The following is a 17,894-nucleotide window of genomic DNA, read 5'->3' as shown; positions in this document are numbered from 1 at the left end:
AGCCTGCGGTGCCGCGACGCCCGCTGCGGCCGCGTGGAAAGATGACGACCATGTGCGGACTCCTGGCCTTCTTCAGCGCGCGCGGCGACGCCGCCGCCCACCGCGACAACATCGCCGGGGCGTTGGAATGCCTGCACCACCGCGGACCGGACGAGACCGGTGTCGAGGTGGTCGGCGACGCCTCCGGCCGGTACGCGGACGGGGTGTTCGCGCACAAGCGGCTGGCGATCATCGACGTGGCCTCCAGCCAAGAGCCCCTGTCCTACGCGAACGGGCGCTACCTGCTCACCTTCAACGGCGAGATCTACAACTACATCGAGCTGCGCGAGGAGCTGATCCGGAACTTCGGCGCGCAGTTCGCCACCGCCGGTGACGGTGAGGTGATCGTCGCCGGCTACCACTACTGGGGCGAGCAGGTGCTCACCCGGCTGCGCGGCATGTTCGCCTTCGTCATCTGGGACCGGCAGGAGCGCCGCGCCTTCGGCGGCCGGGACTACTTCGGCATCAAGCCGCTGCACTACCTGGAGACCGCCGACGGCCTCTACCTCGCCTCGGAGAAGAAGGCGCTGCTGCCCTTCGCGCACTCCAACTACCAGGGCGACGCCGGCATCGACACGGCCAACCTCAGCCACTACCTGACCCTGCAGTACGTGCCGGAGCCCGGCACCCTGCACAAGGGGATCAACCGGATCGGCTCGGGGGAGTACCTCACCTGGACGCCGGGCGGGCGGATCGACGTGCGGCGGTGGTACCGGCCGGTGTTCCGGCCCACCCCGGTCTCCGACGAGCAGCGGCTCTACCACGAGATCCGGGAGACGCTGCGGGAGAGCGTCCGGATGCACATGCGCTCCGACGTGCCGGTCGGCTCGTTCCTCTCCAGCGGCATCGACTCGACCGCCGTGGTCGCCCTGGCCCGCGAGTTCAACCCGAACATTCTCACCTTCACCGTCGGCTACGACGTCCCGGGCTACTCCGAGATCGACGTCGCGCAGGACTCGGCCCGACACCTCGACGTGACGACCATCCCGACGAAGATCGGGCCGTACGACATGATCGAGGCGCTGCCGAAGATCGTCTGGCACCTGGACGACCCGGTGGCCGACCCGGCGCTGGTGCCCCTCTACTTCGTGGCCAAGAAGGCCGCCGAGCACGTCACGGTGGTCCTCTCCGGCGAGGGCGCCGACGAGTTCTTCGGCGGCTACACGATCTACCGCGAGCCGCTGTCGCTGAGCGGCGTCAACGGCCTGCCGGGCGGCGTGCAGAAGGGGCTGCGGGCGGTCTCCAAGGCGATCCCGCAGGGCGTCAAGGGCAAGAGCTTCCTGGAGCGCGGCACCACCCCGATCGAGCAGCGCTACTACGGCAACGCCCGGATGTTCACCGAGGAGGAGAAGCAGCACCTGCTGCGCCGCTACGACCCCTCGGTGCGCTACACCGACGTCACCGCGCCGATCTACGCGGAGTGCACCGAGCTCGACGACGTGACCAAGATGCAGTACGTCGACCTCTACACCTGGCTGCGCGGCGACATCCTGGTCAAGGCCGACCGGATCTCGATGGCCCACTCGCTGGAGGTGCGGGTGCCCTTCCTGGACCGGGAGGTCTTCGACGTGGCGTCGCGGATCCCGGTGGACCTCAAGCTCCCGCCGCGCTCCGACGCCACCAAGTACGCGATGCGCCAGGCGCTGCAGGGTGTGGTGCCGCCGGCCATCGTCAACCGCAAGAAGCTCGGCTTCCCGACCCCCACCCGCGTCTGGCTGCGCGGCGAGATGTACGAGTGGGCCCGGCACGTGCTGGCCACCTCCGGCGCGGGTGACCTGCTCGACCTGTCGTACGCGATGCGGCTGCTGGAGGAGCACAAGCGGGAGGAGGCCGACCACTCCCGCAAGGTGTGGACCGTGCTGATCTTCTGCATCTGGCACGCCATCTTCGTGGCGAAGACCCTCGACCCGGGCATCCAGCGCAACCAGTCCGCCCTGCTCACCAAGCCGGTGGTCGGCTCGATGGTCCGCTGACCCACCCTGGGCCACCCCGGCACCCACTTCGCCGATCAGGAGGTCTGCCGCCCCATTCCCGGGGACGCAGACCTCCTGATCGTTGCGAACGGGCCGGTGCGCGGGTCAGCGGCCGGAGCAGGTGACCGTGGGCAGGGTGTTGGCGCCGTTGGTGGTGGCGACGAAGCCGAAGGTCGCGGTGCCCTCCGGGGCGATCGTGCCGTTCCAGGCCGCGTTGGTCACGGTGACCGCGGAACCGGATCCGCCCAGCGTGCCGCTCCACAGGCTGTTGATGGTCTGCCCGCTGGGCCACGTCCAGTTCGCCGTCCATCCGGACCACGTCGAGGCGGTGTGGTTCATGATCGTGACCTCGCCCTGGAAGCCGCCGTTCCAGGAGCCGACCACCTTGTAGACCGCCATGCAGTCGCCGCCGTGCGGCGGGGGCGTGGTCGGGTTCGGCGGCGGGGTGGTCGGGTTCGGCGGCGGCGTGCCGCCCGGGCCGACCCCCGTCACCTCGCCGTTGCCGCCGTCGAAGGTGACGTCCGAGCAGCCGAAGAAGTTCTCCTGGCTGTCCGAGCGGACCCACCGCGAGTAGATGATGTGCCGGCCGCTCTTGTTGGTCGGCAGGTTGCCGCTGAAGTAGTAGTGCCCGTCGTTGGTGCCGACCGCGCCCCGCTGGGGCGGGTTGGTCACCGTCAGGAACGGCTGTTCCTCCAGGTCGCTCCAGGCCAGCGGGCGGGTGGGGCTCCAGCTGTCCTTCGTCACGTAGAAGTAGAAGGTGCCGGGGTGGTGGGCCCAGTTGCTGTAGCGGAACTCCATCCGCGCGCCGGCCGTCAGGTGGGTCAGTGGCCAGTCGGTGCGGGCCAGGTCGTAGCCGGCGAAGCCGGTGTTGCCGCCGCTGCACAGCTTGCCGTCCGGGATGAAGCCGACGGTCCGGCCGCCGGCGTCGGAACGCAGCACGCTGAACCAGTTGTAGAGCGAGTTGGCGCCGCTCTGTGCCACGGCGGCCGAGCAGGCGGGGTTGTTCGGCCTGATCTCGCCGGTGGCGGTGAGGCCGTCCTTCCAGCACAGGAACGTCCGGCTGCCGGGGGTCATCGCGGCACCGTGCGCGGCGGCGGGGTCGGGCCCCGCCGTCAGGGCGACGGCGCCCGCGAGGAGAGTGGCGGCCGCGGTGAGCAACGCGGCCGTACGCGATCGGTGGGACACGGGTTCTCCTGACTCGCGGGACGCGGGCGTCCCGCGGGTGACGCGGGGTGGCAGCGCCGGCCGCCCCGCTGCACGAGCGGATACGACGGTCGCGGCGGACGTGCCCCGGCGCGGATGGCCGGCGGACGTGCGCCGTCGGTGGCCCGCCTCGCGGACCGGTGCCCTCGCGTGGATGTGAACCCGGCGCCGGTGGCACGGCAGCCCCCGCACCGCCCGGCATGCGCCATCCCACCACGCGGGTGGGATGGCGCGCAATAGCCCTTTCTCGATGTGTCAGTAGCGCTCGGCGAGGTGCTCGCGGCCGGGCGGCGGCTCGTAGGCCGCCGGCCAGAACTCGGTGACCTCGCGGACCAGACCGGCGTCGTCGAGGTCGAAGAAGCTCGTGGCGGGAAGCTGCTCGCCCTGGTAGGCGCAGGTGATCCAGGTGGCGGCGTGCCGGCCGGAGGCGACCGCGCGGGTCACCGCGAGATGCCAGTCGCCGGGGTATTCCTGGTTGAAGCGCAGGAACGACTCCCGGCCGACGATCCGTTCGCGGGTCTGCGGCATGTGGTAGACCACGTCGTCGGCGAGCAGGCCGGCGAGGGTGTCCCAGTCCCTCGCCTCCAACGCCGTCCAGTAGGCCAACACGGTGGCTTCGGTGCTCATCACGGCGCGTACTGTGCCAGCCTGGTGCGACACGTTCGGTCGGCGCGCGGTGCGGACGAGGGGGCGCAGATGGGATACGCGGTGGTGCTCGGGGAGGCGCTGGTCGACCTGCTCGACACCGAGTGCGACGGGGAGCCGGTCTACCGGCAGGCCGTCGGCGGCGGGCCGCTGAACGTGGCGGTCTGCGTCGCCCGGCTCGGCGGCGCGGTGCAGTTCGTCGGGTCGCTCGGCGACGACGCCCTGGCCGGGCGGATCCGCGACTTCCTGGCCGGGGCCGGCGTGGGCCTGGCCGGGGCGGTCACCGTCGCCGCCCCGACCGCGCTGGCGGTGGCCACCTTCGCCGGTCCCGAGCCCGACTTCCGGTTCTACGGCGAGCCGCCCTCCTACGGCCTGCTCGGCCCCGACGACCTCGACGCCGACCTGGTCGCGGGCGCCGACGTCCTGTACTGCGGGTCGATCGTGCTGCTCCAGCCGCCGGTGCTGGCCGCCGCCCGCCGGGCCTGGGCGCTGGCCGGCGGCCTGCGGGTCTTCGACCCCAACGTGCGGCCCCGGCTGCTCGACGGGCCGGCCGCGCTGGCCGGGCTGCGCGAGGTCGTGGCCGAGTTCGCCGCCGGCGCCCACCTGGTCAAGCTGAGCGCCGCCGACGCCAGGCTGCTCTACCCCGGTGAGCCGGAGGAGGGGGTGGCGGCGTACCTGCGGGAACTCGGCGCGGGGACCGTCGTGGTCACCCTCGGTGCCGCCGGCGCGGTGGTCGCCGCCGCCGGCGCCGATCCGGTACGCGTGCCCGCCCCGAAGGTGGACGCGGTGGACGCGACCGGCGCCGGCGACTCGGTGATGGGGGCGCTCGTCGCCGACCTGCTGACCGACGGCGAACCTGCCGCGCCGGCCGGCTGGCACGAGCGGGTGGCCTTCGCGCTGCGGGTGGCCGCCCTGGTCTGCGAGTTGCCCGGCGGCGCGACCGCCATGCCCACCCGCGCCGAGGTCCTCGCCCGCTTCGCCCGCTGACCCGGCCCGACGGGGGCGGGCCGGCTCCGTCCCGGTCGTCGGCTCGCCCGGGTGAGGGACACCACGGTGCGGTCGCGGGAGAGCGCCAGCGGGTGGGGACGCGCCTGCCGTCGCCCTCAGGCGGCGGTGCCGTCGAGTTCGGCGTAGCCGCGGCGCGCGGCGTGCAGGGCGGGGCGCGCGCCGAAGGGCGCCTCGGCGGCGACGCGCTCGGGCGGGGCGCCGCCGGTGTGCCCGGCCCGGATGAGCCAGGCCAGCTCGACGAGCTGGGTGTGCTGCGCGCGGACGAAATCGGCGTCCACCGGCTCGCCGTGCCCCGGCACGACGACGGTCGCCGGGGTGGTCATCCGGAGCAGCTCGGCCACGGCGTCCGGCCACTGCAAGGGGTAGGACTCCTCGAAGGCGGGCGGGCCGCTCTGCTCGACCAGGTCGCCGGCGACCAGCACGTCGGCGTCCTGCACGTGCACCACGAGGTCACCCGCGGTGTGCCCGCGACCGGGGTGGCGCAGCACCACCCGCCGGCCGCCCACGTCGAGCACGGTCTCGCCGTGCACGGTGTGCGTGGGCGCGAGCAGCGTGGCGCCGGCCAGCTCGTCGGCCAGCGCGGGGTGCTCGCCGCGCATCTCCTCGTACGCCTCCCGGCGCAGCCGGTCCGCCTCCTCGCGCATCGCCGCGGCGGCCACCTCGTGGGCGTAGACCGGGCGGGGCGGGTCGGCGGCGAGGGTCGCGTTGCCGAAGCAGTGGTCGAAGTGGTGGTGGGTGTTCACCACCGTCCACGGGTGGGTCGTGACCGCCCGGGCGGCGGCGGCCAGCTCGGCGGCCTGCCCGGCGGTGGAGAGCGTGTCGACCAGCAGCGCCGCCCCGTCGCCGACGACCAGCGTGACGTTGACGTGCAGCAGCGGCTCGCGCAGCACGTGCACCCCGTCGGCGACCTGCGTGAAGCGGGCGGTCATGACGACCGCGCGGCGCGTTCCACGAAGCGCTGCCGGTCGACCAGCACCCGCTCCACCCGGCCCTCGGCGACCGTCTCGTCGCCGTCGCTGACGCTCACCTCGAAGTGCAGCCGCCGCCCCTCGACCGCGGCCAGCCGGGCCTGCGCCACCACCGTCCGCCCCACCGGGGTGGCCGCGCGGTGGTCGAGCTCGACGCGGGTGCCGACCGTCGTCGACCCGCTGGGCATCCGGGGGGCGGTGGCCGCCACGGTGGCCGCCTCGGCGAGGGCGAGCACCCGGGGCGTGCCCAGCACCGGCACGTCCCCGGAGCCCACCGCCTGGGCGGTGTCGGTGTCGGTGACGGTCAGCTCCACCCGGGCGGTCAGGCCCGGCGTGAGGGCGGGCTCCGGCTGCTCCTGCATGGTCAGAGCCTAGACGAGGCGGGCCGGGGCCGGCGGGCGTCCGTTCGCCGGCTCACCGCTCGCGCGCGGGGTGCCCGCCGAAGGTCCCGGCGAAGACGGCCAGCCCGTGGTCCATGGCCGCGCCGATGCCAGGCGCGAGCGCGTCCGGCAGCACGTCGTGGATCCAGACGAACCGGCTCCCGCCGTCGCCGTGCGGGAAGACCTGCATCGACGCGTTGTCGTGCTCGGGCCGCAGGGAGCCGCCGACGACGGCGTACGCGAGCCGGAGCGCGTCGTCGTCGACGGCGACCAGGCACTCCCGCAACACGCTGCCGTCGGCGAACGTGACCACCCGGGTGTCGGGTCCGTCCGGGCGGCTGCCGGTCACGAAGCCCGGCGCCATCCGGACCGGGCCCTCGATGAAGTCGCCGATCGCCGCCCAGACGGCGGCGGGCTCGGCCTCGATGATGATCTCTTTCGTCACGGACGCCATCGCGGTCTCCCTCGTTCCGCGGCTACGCCGCGACGACGCAGAACTGGTTGCCGTCGCGGTCGGCGAGCACGACCCAGCCGCCGTCGTCGAATCGCTGGACCTCGGTGGCGCCGAGCGCGCGGATCCGGGCGACCTCCCCGGCCAGGTCGTCGGTGACGAGGTCCAGGTGGAGGCGGTTCTTGCCGGCCGGCGGTTCGGGCACCGCCTGCAGCGACAGGCCGACCCCGGTCTTGTCCGGGTCCTCCAGGTAGGTGGCGCCGTCGTCGCTGGAGGCGACCCGGTAACCCGTCACGGCCTGCCAGAACGCGGTGCCTCCCGCCAGGTCGTTCGTGTCGATGCAGACGTTGCCGATGCTGATGGCCACGGTCGAGTCCCTTCGTCTAACTAGCGTAGGCCGAACGATAGTTAGATACCCGGCGTAGGTCAATAGCCGGTTATGATGGGCGCCATGCCAGCCGAGACCGGCCCCGGGGACACGGCGGCCGACGCCGCGCCCCCGCCGCTCGACCTGATCGAGGACTTCGTCAACACCCGCCACAGCGACCACGACGACCTCGGCGCCCCGCGACAGGTGGCGGAATGGTTCGGGTCGCGTGCCCTGTTGGCGCCCGGCACGGCGGTCAGCGACGCCCAGGCGGAGCGGGCCCGGGCGGTACGCGAGGGCCTACGGGCGCTGATCGCGGAGAACAACGTCGAACCCGTCGCCAGTCCGCGACCGGACGGCCTCGACCCCGACGCCCGCGCCGGCCTCGCCGGGCTGGCCCACGACCTGCCCCTGAAACTGGACGTGACCCGCACGCCACCGCGGCTCGTGCCCGCCACGGAGGCGCCCCTCGACGCCGCCCTGGCCGCGCTGCTGGGCGTGGTCGTCGAGGCGGTGGCCGCGGGCACCTGGACCAGGCTCAAGGCGTGCCGGGAGCCGAGCTGCCGATGGGCGTACTACGACCACTCGCGCAACCGCCGTCGGACCTGGTGCTCCATGGAGCTCTGCGGAAACCGGGCGAAGGCCCGCGCCGCCCACCACCGCCGGACGGCGCCGCGCCCCTGACGACGCGGCGGGTGGTCGGCGTCGGTGGATGCCGCCCGCGCCGTTAACCTTGACCGCGATGTCTGTCGCGACCGACCCCCAGCCCCCCGCCCGGACCGGCCCGCCCGCCTCGCCCGACGGCGGGCGTCGCCGCGTGGTCGCGATGACGTTCTGGGGGGTCGCCTTCGTCGCCGGCTGGCTCGGCATCGGCCTGCCGACCGACCCGGCGTACGCGTTCCTGTGGATCTGGGCGGCGACGATCGCCTGGAACAGCAGCCGCCCCTGGCGCAGCCACCTGCGCTTCGCCCGGGACTGGGTGCCGGTGGTGCTGCTGCTCGCGGTCTACAACCTCTCCCGGGGCTTCGCCGACAACGGCGCGACCCCGCACGCGTACGAGCTGATCGTCGCCGACCGGGTCATGTTCGGCTGGGCGACCGGCGGCGAGGTGCCGACGGTCTGGCTCCAGCAGCACCTCTACCGGCCCGAGGTGCACTGGTGGGACGTCCTGGTGAGCTGGGTCTACTTCTCCCACTTCGTGGTGGCGCTGGCCGCCGCGGCGGTGCTCTGGCTGCGCGACCGGGGGCGCTGGGCGGCGTTCATGCGCCGCTGGGGCTTCCTCTGCGCCACCGGGCTGGTCACCTACTTCCTCTACCCGGCCGCCCCGCCCTGGTGGGCGGCGCAGAACGGGCTGCTGGAGGAGGTCGCCCGGATCTCCACCCGGGGCTGGAAGGCGTTCGGCATGCACGGCGCCGGCAACCTGCTCAACGCCGGGCAGATCGCCTCCAACCCGGTGGCCGCCATGCCGTCGCTGCACACCGCGTTCGCCCTGTTCGTGGTGCTGTTCTTCCTCCGGCAGACCCGCCGCCGCTGGTGGCCGCTGCTGCTGGCGTACCCGCTGGCGATGACGTTCACGCTGGTCTACAGCGGCGAGCACTACGTCATCGACGTGCTGGTCGGCTGGGCGTACGTCGGGATGACCTTCCTGGCGGTCGGCCTGGCGGAGCGCTGGTGGGCCGCCCGCCGGGCGCGCCGGGCCGCGGCGGAGCGCGGCCCCGAGCCGACCGACCCGCCGACCTCCGCCGAGCCGCCGGCGGTGCCGGCCGCGCGCTGACCGTCTCGCCGGGCCGGGAAGGCGGTCAGTCCGCCCGCCGGGCGGCGCGCGCCCGGTCCGTCAGCTCCGCCGCCAGGGCCCACGCCTCGGCCAGGTCCCGGTCCCGGGCCGCCGCGCCGGCCCCGCCGGCGGTGTCGGCGTGCACCGTCGCCAGCCCCAGCCGCCGCTGCGCCGGCCCCTGCACCACCCGCACGCTCTGGATCCGGGCGTACGGTACGAGCGCCACCTGCCGGGTGAGCAGTCCGGACCGGACCGCGAAGACCCGGGCGTCGAGGCCCGCGCCGAGCACGCCCCGGCTCAGCGGGTTGAGCCAGCGGGCCCGCGCCGGTGGCGGGGTCAGCGGCAGCGTGGCCAGGCGCACCCCCGGCAGCACCTCGGTCACGATCGCCTCGCCGGTCGGCAGGTCCCCCACGGGGAGCAGGCGGTCCGGCCGGTTGCGCTCGTCGGCCTCGCCGGCCGAGTAGCCGGCCACCTCCAGGCGCAGCCGTAGCCAGCCCTTGACCCGCCACAGCAGTGGCCAGGTCACCCCGACGGCCTGCACCCGGTCCAGCGGCACGGTCTGGGCGCGGGTCTCCAGCAGCCCGTTGCGGATCCGCAGCGTGCCCTCGTCCCGGGCGAGCCGGAAGTTCCAGTCGTCGAGCACCCGACGCACCGGTTGCAGCAGCACGCCCGCCATGGCGGTGAGGGTGCTCGCCACCGCGATGAACGACCACGAGTCCTCGGAGAGGAACTGCGCCAGCACGAATGCCACGCCGAACGGGATCATGAACGCCTGCGGCGTCAACAGCTGGCTGACCAGCAGGTCGTTGTTGCGGACGGTGTGCAGCGGCCGGCCGGGCGGCGCGGACGCGTCCGCCGGGGTCGGCGCCGCCGCCCCGGCCGGGGCCGGCGCGGTGCCGCCGGCCGCCGTCCGTCCGGCGAGGGCGAGCAGCCGCCCGCGCAGCGCGGTCGCGTCGGCGACGCTCAGGTACGCCAGCGGCGCCTCCGTCTTGCCCCCGCCCACCACCTCCAGCCGCAGCTCGGCCAGGCCGGTGAGCTGGGCGAGCAGCGGGCGGACCACCTCGACGGCCTGGAGCCGCTCCAGCGGGATCGCCCGGGTGCGCCGCCAGATGAGCCCCTCGTGCACCCGCAGCTCGCGGCCGACCACGTGGTAGCCGGTGTAGTACCAGCTCACCACCGCCAGCACGGTGGCGCCCAGGGCCAGCACGACCGCCATCAGGGCGAACCAGCCGAAGCCGACCCGGGACAGGGTCGACCAGGACAGGCCGGCGATCACCACGACCAGCGACTTGGCCCCGTGCAGCGCGGGGCTGAGCGGGTGCAGCCGCTGCCGGGGCTCGTCGTGCTCCGCCGTCGCGCCCTCGACCGCCGGCCCGACGACCGCGGGAGGCCCCGTCGGACCGGCCGGTGGCGGCGGCCCGTGCGACGCGGAGGCGGGGCGGCGGCCCGGCCCGTCGGGCGGACCCCCGGGTTCGTGCGGGCCGTCCGGTGCCGGGCCCGGCGGCTGCGCGCCGTCCGGTGCCGGGGCGGGTGTCGCGGGACGGCCCGCCGTGAAGGGCGGCGCCGTCGCCGGCCGGAGTCCGGGCTCCGCCCGGGGCGGCTCGGCCCGGTCCGCCGCCCGGCCGGCCGGGTCGCTCACAGGCCCTCCGCCCGGTCCTCGCCGAGCGCGGTGAGGCGGTCGCGCAGCCGCGACGCCTCCGCCGGTCGCAGCCCCGGCACCCGGGCGTCGCTCGCCGCCGCGGCCGTGTGCAACTGGACGGTGGCCAGGTTGAACGCCCGCTCCAGCGGCCCGGCGCTGACGTCCACGAACTGCATCCGCGAGTACGGCACGATGGAGAGCCGCCGGACCAGCAGACCGTGCCGGACCAGCAGGTCGTCCTCCCGCTCGGCGTACCCCCAGGCCCGCACGGCCCGGACGATCGTCACGACCCGCAGGACGCCCAGCAGCAGCACCACACCGACCGCCACGCCGACCGGCCAGGCCCCGCTGAGCGCCCAGCCGACGCCCAGCCCGACCAGGACGACGACCAGCAGCATCGCCAGCCGGAGCAGCTCCACCCAGATCAGGTCGGACGAGATCGGCTGCCAGCGGACGGTGTCCGGCCACGGCTCCAGTGGGCCCGCCGGAGGGCGGGACGGTGCCGGTGGCGGGCCGGCGACCCCGTCACCGCTCACCGGGGAGATCCGTTGTGCGCGCTCACCCTTCGAGCGTAGGCGATCCGACCACCGGTGCGACCTCCCGAAGGAAGCCCCGGGCGTCGAGAAAGTCGCCGAGGGAGGAACGGTGGTCGGCGCAGGCGAGCCAGGTCTTGCGCCGGTCGGCGTCGTGCAGCCGGGGATTGTTCCACCGCAGCGCCCACCGGGCGGGGGCACGGCAACCGCGGGACGAGCAGATCAGCGGCTCGTCGGCGGGAAGGGGGTCGCTCATCCGGCCCAGTCTAGGGGCGGGGCGGGAGAGTGAGCGCCGGGCGGCCACGGGGGGAGCCGCCCGGCGACGGGGTGAATCGTACACGCGCCAGACCCGTCCGTGTCCACCCGTGAGCGGCGATTTCGCCGCCCCGCGACGGCGTGGCGCGTCGGCGATCCGGCGAGCCGGGACGGCACGGCCAAAATCGGGTTCTCCCCACCTCGGCACTCAGCCGGGCATGCGAGTCTTGATACGCACCACGCCGCGCGACAACCGATCATGCTGTGGAGGACCGGTGGCCCAGCCGACCACGCCCGACGCCCAGACGCCCAACGGGACGGGCCCGGAGACACCCGCGCCGGTGACCACGCCGGCCGAGGACGCGACCCTGCTGGAGCGGGCGCTGTTCGAGATCAAGCGGGTGATCGTCGGGCAGGACCGGATGGTGGAGCGGATGTTCGTCGCGCTGCTCGCCCGGGGCCACTGCCTCCTGGAGGGCGTACCAGGGGTGGCCAAGACGCTCGCGGTCGAGACCCTCGCCAAGGTCGTCGGCGGCTCCTTCGCCCGGGTGCAGTTCACCCCCGACCTGGTGCCGGCCGACATCATGGGCACCCGCATCTACCGGCAGTCGAGCGAGAAGTTCGACGTCGAGCTGGGTCCCGTCTTCGTCAACTTCCTGCTCGCCGACGAGATCAACCGGGCGCCGGCCAAGGTGCAGTCGGCGCTGCTCGAGGTGATGAGCGAGCGGCAGGTCTCCATCGGCGGCGAGACGCACCGGGTGCCCAACCCGTTCCTGGTGATGGCCACGCAGAACCCGATCGAGCAGGAGGGGGTCTATCCGCTGCCCGAGGCGCAGCGGGACCGCTTCCTCATGAAGATCGTCGTCGGCTACCCGACCGACGCCGAGGAGCGGGAGATCGTCTACCGGATGGGGGTCGCCCCGCCCGAGCCGGCGCCGGTGTTCACCACCGCCGACCTGGTCGCCCTCCAGCAGAAGGCGGACCAGGTCTTCGTGCACAACGCCCTGGTCGACTACGCGGTCCGGCTGGTGCTGGCCACGCGCACCCCGGCGGAGCACGGCATGCCGGACGTCGCCCAGCTCATCCAGTACGGCGCCAGCCCGCGCGCCTCGCTCGGCCTGGTCCGGGCCACCCGCGCGCTGGCGTTGCTGCGGGGTCGGGACTACGCCCTGCCGCAGGACGTGCAGGACATCGCGCCGGACATCCTGCGCCACCGGCTGGTGCTCAGCTACGACGCGCTCGCCGACGACGTGCCCGCCGACCACGTCGTGCACCGGGTGATGTCCACCATCCCGCTGCCGTCGGTCGCGCCCCGCCAGCAGGCCACACCGACGCCGACCGCCGCGCCGCCCGGCGCCGGTTGGCCCGGGCAGCGGCCGTGACCTCACCCCTCCGTCGGCCCGCCGACGCCGCCCCCCCGGACCGCACGGAAGCCGTCCTGTCTCGGCTGCAACTGCTGGTCACCCGCAAACTCGACGGCCTGCTCCAGGGCGACTACGCCGGCCTGCTGCCCGGACCGGGCAGCGAGGCGGGGGAGTCCCGGGAGTACCGCCCCGGCGACGACGTGCGCCGGATGGACTGGCCGGTCACCGCCCGCACCACGACGCCGCACGTCCGGCGTACGGTGGCCGACCGTGAGCTGGAGACCTGGTTGGCGGTGGACCTCTCGGCCAGCCTGGACTTCGGCACCGGCCGGTGGCTCAAGCGGGACGTCGTGGTGGCGGCCGCGGCGGCGCTGACCCACCTGACCGTCCGCGGCGGCAACCGGATCGGCGCGGTGATCGGCAGCGGCGGCGGCGCCAGCGCCCCGCCGCGCCGGTGGCGCGGCGCGCCGCCGGTCCCCGGTCCGGACGTGTTCACCCGGGTGCCCGCCCGTTCCGGCCGCAAGGAGGCACAGGGGCTGCTGCGCGCGATCGCCGGCACCGAGATCCGCCCGGGGCGCAGCGACCTGGGCACCCTGGTCGACATGCTCAACCGGCCGCCCCGGCGGCGCGGGGTGGCGGTGGTCATCTCCGACTTCCTCGCCCCGACCGACCGCTGGGCCCGGCCGCTGCGCAAGCTGCGGGTCCGGCACGACGTGCTGGCGATCGAGGTGGTCGACCCCCGGGAGCTGGAGTTGCCCGACGTCGGGGTGCTGCCGGTGGTGGACCCGGAGACCGGCGGTCTGCACGAGGTGCAGACCGCCGACCCGCGGCTGCGGCAGCGCTACGCCGAGGCGGCGGCCGCCCAGCGGGCGGAGATCTCCGCCGCGCTGCGCGGCGCGGGCGCGGCCCACCTGCGACTGCGTACGGACCGAGACTGGCTGCTGGACATGGTGCGCTTCGTGGCCGCGCAGCGGCACGCCCGCACCAGGGGGACGACACGATGATCCGTTTTCTGCAACCGTGGTGGCTGCTGGCCGTGCTGCCGGTGCTCGCCCTCGCCGCGCTCTACGTCTGGCGGCAGCGCAACCGCCGGGCGTACGCGATGCGCTTCACCAACGTGGACCTGCTGCGCACCCTGGCGCCGAAGGGGCTGGGCTGGCGTCGGCACGTGCCGGCGACCGCGTTCCTGCTCTGCCTGCTGGTGCTGGCCACCGCGCTGGCCCGGCCGGCGGTCGACACCCGGGAGCCGCTGGAGCGCGCCACCGTCATGCTCGCCATCGACGTGTCGCTCTCCATGCAGGCCGACGACGTGGCGCCGAACCGGCTGGAGGCCGCCCAGGAGGCGGCGAAGCAGTTCGTCGGCGAGCTGCCGGAGAGCTACAACCTGGGGTTGGTCTCGTTCGCCAAGGCGGCGAACGTGCTGGTGCCGCCGACCAAGGACCGGGAGGCCGTGACCAGCGCGATCGACGGGCTGGTGCTGGCCGAGGCGACGGCGACCGGGGAGGCCGTCTTCACCTGCCTGGAGGCGATCCGCTCGGTGCCGGCCGACGGCGCGGCGGGGGTCCCGCCGGCCCGCATCGTGCTGCTCTCCGACGGCTACCGCACCTCGGGGCGGTCGGTGGAGGAGGCGGCCTCGGCCGCGCAGGCGGCCAACGTGCCGGTCTCCACCATCGCCTTCGGCACCGACTCCGGGCAGGTGGACATCGGCGGCCAGTTGCAGCGGGTGCCGGTGGACCGGCTGGCCCTGGCCGATCTGGCCGAGGCCACGGAGGGCTACTTCTACGAGGCGGCCTCGGTGACCGAGCTCAAACAGGTCTACCAGGACATGGGCAGCTCGATCGGGTTCCGGACGGAGCCCCGCGAGGTCACCCAGTGGTATGCGGGCGTGGCCCTGCTGCTCGCGTTGTGCGCCGGCGCGCTCAGCCTGCTGTGGTCCTCCCGCATGCTCTGACGCGGGCCGGCCGGCGGCGGGGAGGTTCGGTGCCCGCCGCCGGCGCGGCACGACCACGACACCGGCGCCCGCCGGCCGCCGTGCCGAAGACGGCCGGCGGCGAGAGGTCGCTGCCCCGCCGCCGGCCCGGACGACGACGCCCGGTGGCGCGGACGACCACGCCCGGTGGCGCGGACGACCACGCCCGGTGGCGCGGACGACCACGGCCGATGGGGCGGACGACCACGGCCGGCGGCGGGAGGTCAGTGACCGCCGCCGGCGAGGACGAAGACGACGGCCACCCAGACGGCGGCGAGGGTGAAACCCAGCGGGGCGACGTAGCGGCTCATGGACGGCTCCGGGTGGCGGCTGGACGGTCCGCGGGCGGGGCGGACCGCAGGGGTGGAACAGGACGCGCACGCGAAGTCGTGACCGGGGGCGGCTCCCGGCGGGCCGCCCGGTCGGCGGGCGGGCGGCGCGGTCACCCGGCGAGGGGCCGGGGACCGGGCGGGTGCGGGGAGCGAAGCTGGGTCAGCTCACCTGCTGAGTCGTGGCTCAGCGGGGCTGACGGAGGGCCCGGCCACGACTGGGAGGATCGCTATCTCGCACAGCGATCACCTCCTGCGGTCGGCGGGGCCCGGAACGCGGGCCGCGACCGGCCCGCAAACGCGGATCATCGTACACCCGCCGATCCTCGCTCCCGCACTCGGCCGATCGGCCCCGGCCGGTCCGGCTCGGGCCGCCGACGCACGACGTCGGTCGTCCGTCGTACGCGGGCGGCGCGGCCGGGCCGGGCGGCGGCGGACCGCGCTCGCGGCGGTGCGGGCGGGACCGGCGCGACGTGCGCAGCGTTAGCGCTTACCTGCCGGTAACGCCTAGGCTCCGACCGACCGGGAGATCACTGAGCAGAGGGGGACCCGTGGCCCGTACCGTCCTGGTGACCGGCGGCAACCGGGGGATCGGCCTGGCGATCGCGCAGGCATTCGCCAAGCAGGGCGACCGGGTGGCGGTGACCCACCGCAGCGGCGAGGCCCCCGAGGGGCTGTTCGGGGTCCGCTGCGACGTCACCGACTCCGACTCGGTCGACGCGGCCTTCACCACCATCGAGGCGGAGCTGGGGCCGGTCGAGGTCCTGGTCGCCAACGCCGGCATCACCGACGACACGCTGCTGATGCGGATGTCGGAGGAGCAGTTCACCCGCGTGCTGGACACCAACCTGACCGGCGCGTTCCGGTGCGCCAAGCGCGCCTCGACGAAGATGCTCCGCGCGAAGTGGGGCCGGATGATCTTCATCTCCTCGGTGGTGGGCCTCTACGGCGGCCCCGGCCAGGTCAACTACGCGGCGAGCAAGGCCGGCCTGGTGGGCGTGGCCCGCTCGATCACCCGCGAGCTGGGCAGCCGCAACATCACCGCGAACGTCGTCGCGCCCGGCTACGTCGAGACCGACATGACCGCCGCGCTGCCCGAGGACCGCAAGACCGAGTACCGCAAGGTCATCCCCGCCGGACGCTTCGCGCAGCCGGAGGAGATCGCGGGCGCCGTCACCTGGCTGGCCGGGGACGGCGCGGGCTACATCTCCGGCGCCGTCATCCCCGTCGACGGCGGCCTCGGCATGGGTCACTGACAGCGGTCACTGAGAAACTACGGAGGAATTCCTGTATGTCCGGACTGCTCGCCGGTAAGCGGCTGCTGGTCACCGGCGTCATCACCGACGCCTCGATCGCCTTCTCGGTGGCGAAGCTCGCCCAGGAGAACGGCGCGCAGGTCGTGCTCACCGGCTACGGCCGGCTGTCCCTGGTCGAGCGGATCGCCAAGCGGCTGCCCGAGCCGGCCCCGGTGATCGAGCTGGACGTGACCGACGCCGAGCACCTCGCCGGGCTCGCCGACCGGGTGCGCGAGCACGTCGACGGCCTGGACGGGGTGGTGCACTCGATCGGCTTCGCCCCGCAGAGCTGCCTCGGCGGCGGCTTCCTCGACGCGCCGTGGGAGGACGTGGCGACGGCGCTGCAGGTCTCGACGTACTCCTACAAGTCCCTGGCGATGGCGGCGCTGCCGCTGATGTCCGCCGGCGGCGCGGTGGTCGGCCTGACCTTCGACGCCACCAAGGCGTGGCCCGTCTACGACTGGATGGGCGTGGCCAAGGCCGGGCTGGAGTCCGCCTCGCGCTACCTGGCGCTGCACCTGGGCAAGCAGGGCATCCGCAGCAACCTGGTCGCCGCCGGGCCGCTGCGCACCATCGCCGCCAAGTCGATCCCCGGTTTCGACCAGTTCGAGGACGCCTGGACCGAGCGCGCGCCGCTGGGCTGGAGCCTCACCGACCAGGAGCCCGCCGCCCGGGCCTGCCTGGCGCTGCTGTCCGACTGGTTCCCGGCCACCACCGGCGAGATCGTCCACGTCGACGGCGGCTACCACGCCATCGGCGCCTGACGCGCGGGGAAGGGCCCCTGCCGACCTCGCCGGGGCGGCAGGGGCCCTTCCCGACACCTGGACCAGGGGGCCTCGCCCGGCGGGGACGGCCGACCGGGAAGAATGGGCCCATGGCGTACGACGCGGTGGTCCTGGTGTCCTTCGGCGGGCCGGAGCGGCCCGAGGACGTGATGCCGTTCCTGCAGAACGTGACCCGGGGACGGGGCGTGCCGCCCGAGCGGCTGGCGGAGGTCGCCGAGCACTACCAGCACTTCGGCGGCGTCTCCCCGATCAACCAGCAGTGCCGGGAGCTGCTCGCGGCGATCCGGGAGGACTTCGCCGCCAACGGCGTCGACCTGCCCGTCTACTGGGGCAACCGGAACTGGAACCCGATGCTCGCCGACACCGTGGCGCAGATGCGCGACGACGGCGTCCGGCACGCGCTGGCGTTCGTGACCAGCGCGTTCGGCGGGTACTCCTCCTGCCGGCAGTACCAGGAGGACATCGCGGCCGCGCGCGCGGCGGTCGGCCCGGACGCCCCGCTGATCGACAAGATCCGCCAGTTCTGGGACCATCCCGGCTTCGTCGAGCCCCACGTCGACGCGGTACGGGCGGCGCTGGCCCGGCTCGACCCGGCGAAGCGGGACAGCACCCGCCTGGTGTTCACCGCCCACTCGATCCCGAACTCGATGGCCGCGACCGCCGGCCCGCACGGCGGCCGGTACGAGGCGCAGCTGCACGAGGTCGCCCGGCTGGTCCACGCGGCGGCCGCCCCCGACCTGCCCTGGGACCTGGTCTGGCAGAGCCGCTCCGGCCCGCCGCAGGTGCCGTGGCTGGAGCCGGACGTCAACGACCACCTGGCCGCGCTGGCCGAGGCCGGCACCACCAGCGTGGTGGTCAGCCCGATCGGGTTCGTCTCCGACCATCTGGAGGTGGTGTGGGACCTGGACACCGAGGCG

At 74.4% G+C, this 17,894-nt stretch carries 20 protein-coding genes; 10 read left to right on the top strand and 10 right to left on the bottom strand.

Annotated features, from left to right (window positions below):
* Nucleotides 1-50: 50 nt before the first annotated feature.
* Nucleotides 51-2,012: an asparagine synthase (glutamine-hydrolyzing) gene (gene asnB, locus ACSNOB_RS22040; RefSeq protein WP_436688348.1), complete on the top strand. Its 1,962-nt coding sequence runs from the start codon at nucleotides 51-53 to the stop codon at nucleotides 2,010-2,012.
* 105 nt (nucleotides 2,013-2,117) lie between these two features.
* Here the strand turns inward: asnB and ACSNOB_RS22035 are convergent, their stop codons facing one another.
* Together ACSNOB_RS22035 and ACSNOB_RS22030 are read right to left on the bottom strand one after the other, a co-directional pair.
* Nucleotides 2,118-3,197, bottom strand: coding sequence for a lytic polysaccharide monooxygenase auxiliary activity family 9 protein (locus ACSNOB_RS22035; RefSeq protein WP_436688347.1), 1,080 nt, complete (start codon nucleotides 3,195-3,197; stop codon nucleotides 2,118-2,120).
* 273 nt (nucleotides 3,198-3,470) lie between these two features.
* Entirely contained in the window at nucleotides 3,471-3,842 is a 372-nt protein-coding gene (locus tag ACSNOB_RS22030) for a nuclear transport factor 2 family protein (RefSeq protein ID WP_436688358.1), read from the bottom strand.
* Between the two features lie 69 nt (nucleotides 3,843-3,911).
* On the opposite strand from ACSNOB_RS22030, the gene ACSNOB_RS22025 reads away from it, so the two are divergent.
* Nucleotides 3,912-4,847, top strand: a complete 936-nt coding sequence (locus tag ACSNOB_RS22025; RefSeq protein WP_436688346.1) for a PfkB family carbohydrate kinase — start codon at nucleotides 3,912-3,914, stop codon at nucleotides 4,845-4,847.
* Nucleotides 4,848-4,963: 116 nt separating this feature from the next.
* Here ACSNOB_RS22025 and ACSNOB_RS22020 read toward each other — a convergent pair whose 3' ends face one another.
* From ACSNOB_RS22020 to ACSNOB_RS22005, 4 genes are read right to left on the bottom strand one after another with little or no spacing between them, the layout of a single operon-like run.
* Nucleotides 4,964-5,797, bottom strand: coding sequence for an MBL fold metallo-hydrolase (locus tag ACSNOB_RS22020; RefSeq protein WP_436688345.1), 834 nt, complete (start codon nucleotides 5,795-5,797; stop codon nucleotides 4,964-4,966).
* A complete protein-coding gene (locus ACSNOB_RS22015; protein WP_436688357.1) occupies nucleotides 5,794-6,204 on the bottom strand; it encodes a thioesterase family protein in 411 nt (136 codons plus the stop codon). The genes ACSNOB_RS22020 and ACSNOB_RS22015 overlap by 4 nt, the downstream gene beginning before the upstream one ends.
* 46 nt (nucleotides 6,205-6,250) lie before the next feature.
* Nucleotides 6,251-6,670: an SRPBCC family protein gene (locus ACSNOB_RS22010; protein WP_436688344.1), complete on the bottom strand. Its 420-nt coding sequence runs from the start codon at nucleotides 6,668-6,670 to the stop codon at nucleotides 6,251-6,253.
* Between the two features lie 22 nt (nucleotides 6,671-6,692).
* Nucleotides 6,693-7,034, bottom strand: a complete 342-nt coding sequence (locus tag ACSNOB_RS22005) for a VOC family protein (RefSeq protein WP_436688343.1) — start codon at nucleotides 7,032-7,034, stop codon at nucleotides 6,693-6,695.
* Between the two features lie 84 nt (nucleotides 7,035-7,118).
* Between ACSNOB_RS22005 and ACSNOB_RS22000 the strand changes: the two genes are divergently transcribed.
* The gene (locus tag ACSNOB_RS22000; protein WP_436688342.1) at nucleotides 7,119-7,718 is read left to right on the top strand and encodes a CGNR zinc finger domain-containing protein; all 600 of its coding nucleotides are present in this window, start codon (nucleotides 7,119-7,121) and stop codon (nucleotides 7,716-7,718) included.
* 58 nt (nucleotides 7,719-7,776) lie between these two features.
* Nucleotides 7,777-8,808, top strand: coding sequence for a phosphatase PAP2 family protein (locus tag ACSNOB_RS21995; RefSeq protein ID WP_436688341.1), 1,032 nt, complete (start codon nucleotides 7,777-7,779; stop codon nucleotides 8,806-8,808).
* Between the two features lie 25 nt (nucleotides 8,809-8,833).
* On the opposite strand, the gene ACSNOB_RS21990 is transcribed toward ACSNOB_RS21995, so the two are convergent.
* From ACSNOB_RS21990 to ACSNOB_RS21980, 3 genes are all read right to left on the bottom strand, one after another.
* A complete protein-coding gene (locus ACSNOB_RS21990; protein WP_436688356.1) occupies nucleotides 8,834-10,132 on the bottom strand; it encodes a PH domain-containing protein in 1,299 nt (432 codons plus the stop codon).
* A gap of 311 nt (nucleotides 10,133-10,443) precedes the next feature.
* Nucleotides 10,444-10,983: a PH domain-containing protein gene (locus tag ACSNOB_RS21985; RefSeq protein WP_436688340.1), complete on the bottom strand. Its 540-nt coding sequence runs from the start codon at nucleotides 10,981-10,983 to the stop codon at nucleotides 10,444-10,446.
* A 22-nt stretch (nucleotides 10,984-11,005) separates the two neighbouring features.
* Complete coding sequence (locus tag ACSNOB_RS21980; protein ID WP_393103896.1) at nucleotides 11,006-11,236, bottom strand: hypothetical protein; 231 nt, start codon at nucleotides 11,234-11,236, stop codon at nucleotides 11,006-11,008.
* A gap of 274 nt (nucleotides 11,237-11,510) precedes the next feature.
* Here ACSNOB_RS21980 and ACSNOB_RS21975 point away from each other — a divergent pair, with 274 nt between their 5' ends.
* Genes ACSNOB_RS21975 through ACSNOB_RS21965 form a run of 3 tightly spaced genes read left to right on the top strand, consistent with a single transcriptional unit; the run spans nucleotide 11,511 to nucleotide 14,550 of the window.
* Nucleotides 11,511-12,617, top strand: a complete 1,107-nt coding sequence (locus ACSNOB_RS21975) for an AAA family ATPase (protein WP_436688339.1) — start codon at nucleotides 11,511-11,513, stop codon at nucleotides 12,615-12,617.
* Nucleotides 12,596-13,603 (top strand): DUF58 domain-containing protein, encoded by a 1,008-nt coding sequence (locus tag ACSNOB_RS21970; protein ID WP_436688338.1) that lies wholly within the window; start codon nucleotides 12,596-12,598, stop codon nucleotides 13,601-13,603. The genes ACSNOB_RS21975 and ACSNOB_RS21970 overlap by 22 nt, the downstream gene beginning before the upstream one ends.
* Nucleotides 13,600-14,550 carry a VWA domain-containing protein gene (locus ACSNOB_RS21965; protein ID WP_436688337.1) on the top strand — a complete coding sequence of 317 codons (951 nt, stop codon included), beginning with the start codon at nucleotides 13,600-13,602 and terminating at the stop codon, nucleotides 14,548-14,550. The genes ACSNOB_RS21970 and ACSNOB_RS21965 overlap by 4 nt, the downstream gene beginning before the upstream one ends.
* A 242-nt stretch (nucleotides 14,551-14,792) precedes the next feature.
* Here ACSNOB_RS21965 and ACSNOB_RS21960 read toward each other — a convergent pair whose 3' ends face one another.
* Nucleotides 14,793-15,014, bottom strand: coding sequence for a hypothetical protein (locus tag ACSNOB_RS21960; protein WP_436688336.1), 222 nt, complete (start codon nucleotides 15,012-15,014; stop codon nucleotides 14,793-14,795).
* Nucleotides 15,015-15,448: 434 nt separating this feature from the next.
* Here ACSNOB_RS21960 and fabG point away from each other — a divergent pair, with 434 nt between their 5' ends.
* The 3 genes from fabG to ACSNOB_RS21945 all read left to right on the top strand — a co-directional run.
* On the top strand, nucleotides 15,449-16,153 hold the full coding sequence (fabG, locus tag ACSNOB_RS21955) for a 3-oxoacyl-ACP reductase FabG (protein ID WP_393103906.1): 705 nt from the start codon (nucleotides 15,449-15,451) through the stop codon (nucleotides 16,151-16,153).
* A 35-nt stretch (nucleotides 16,154-16,188) separates the two neighbouring features.
* Nucleotides 16,189-16,956, top strand: coding sequence for an enoyl-ACP reductase FabI (gene fabI, locus ACSNOB_RS21950; protein WP_436688335.1), 768 nt, complete (start codon nucleotides 16,189-16,191; stop codon nucleotides 16,954-16,956).
* 110 nt (nucleotides 16,957-17,066) lie between these two features.
* Nucleotides 17,067-17,894: ferrochelatase (locus ACSNOB_RS21945; RefSeq protein WP_436688334.1), on the top strand; the 828-nt coding region annotated here is incomplete at its 3' end.

Origin of the sequence: Micromonospora sp. URMC 106, from assembly GCF_051386395.1 — a bacterium.
Taxonomy (GTDB): Bacteria; Actinomycetota; Actinomycetes; order Mycobacteriales; family Micromonosporaceae; genus Micromonospora.
The sequence above is the reverse complement of the archived record's forward strand: the minus strand, read 5'-3'. Positions and strand labels throughout refer to the sequence as shown.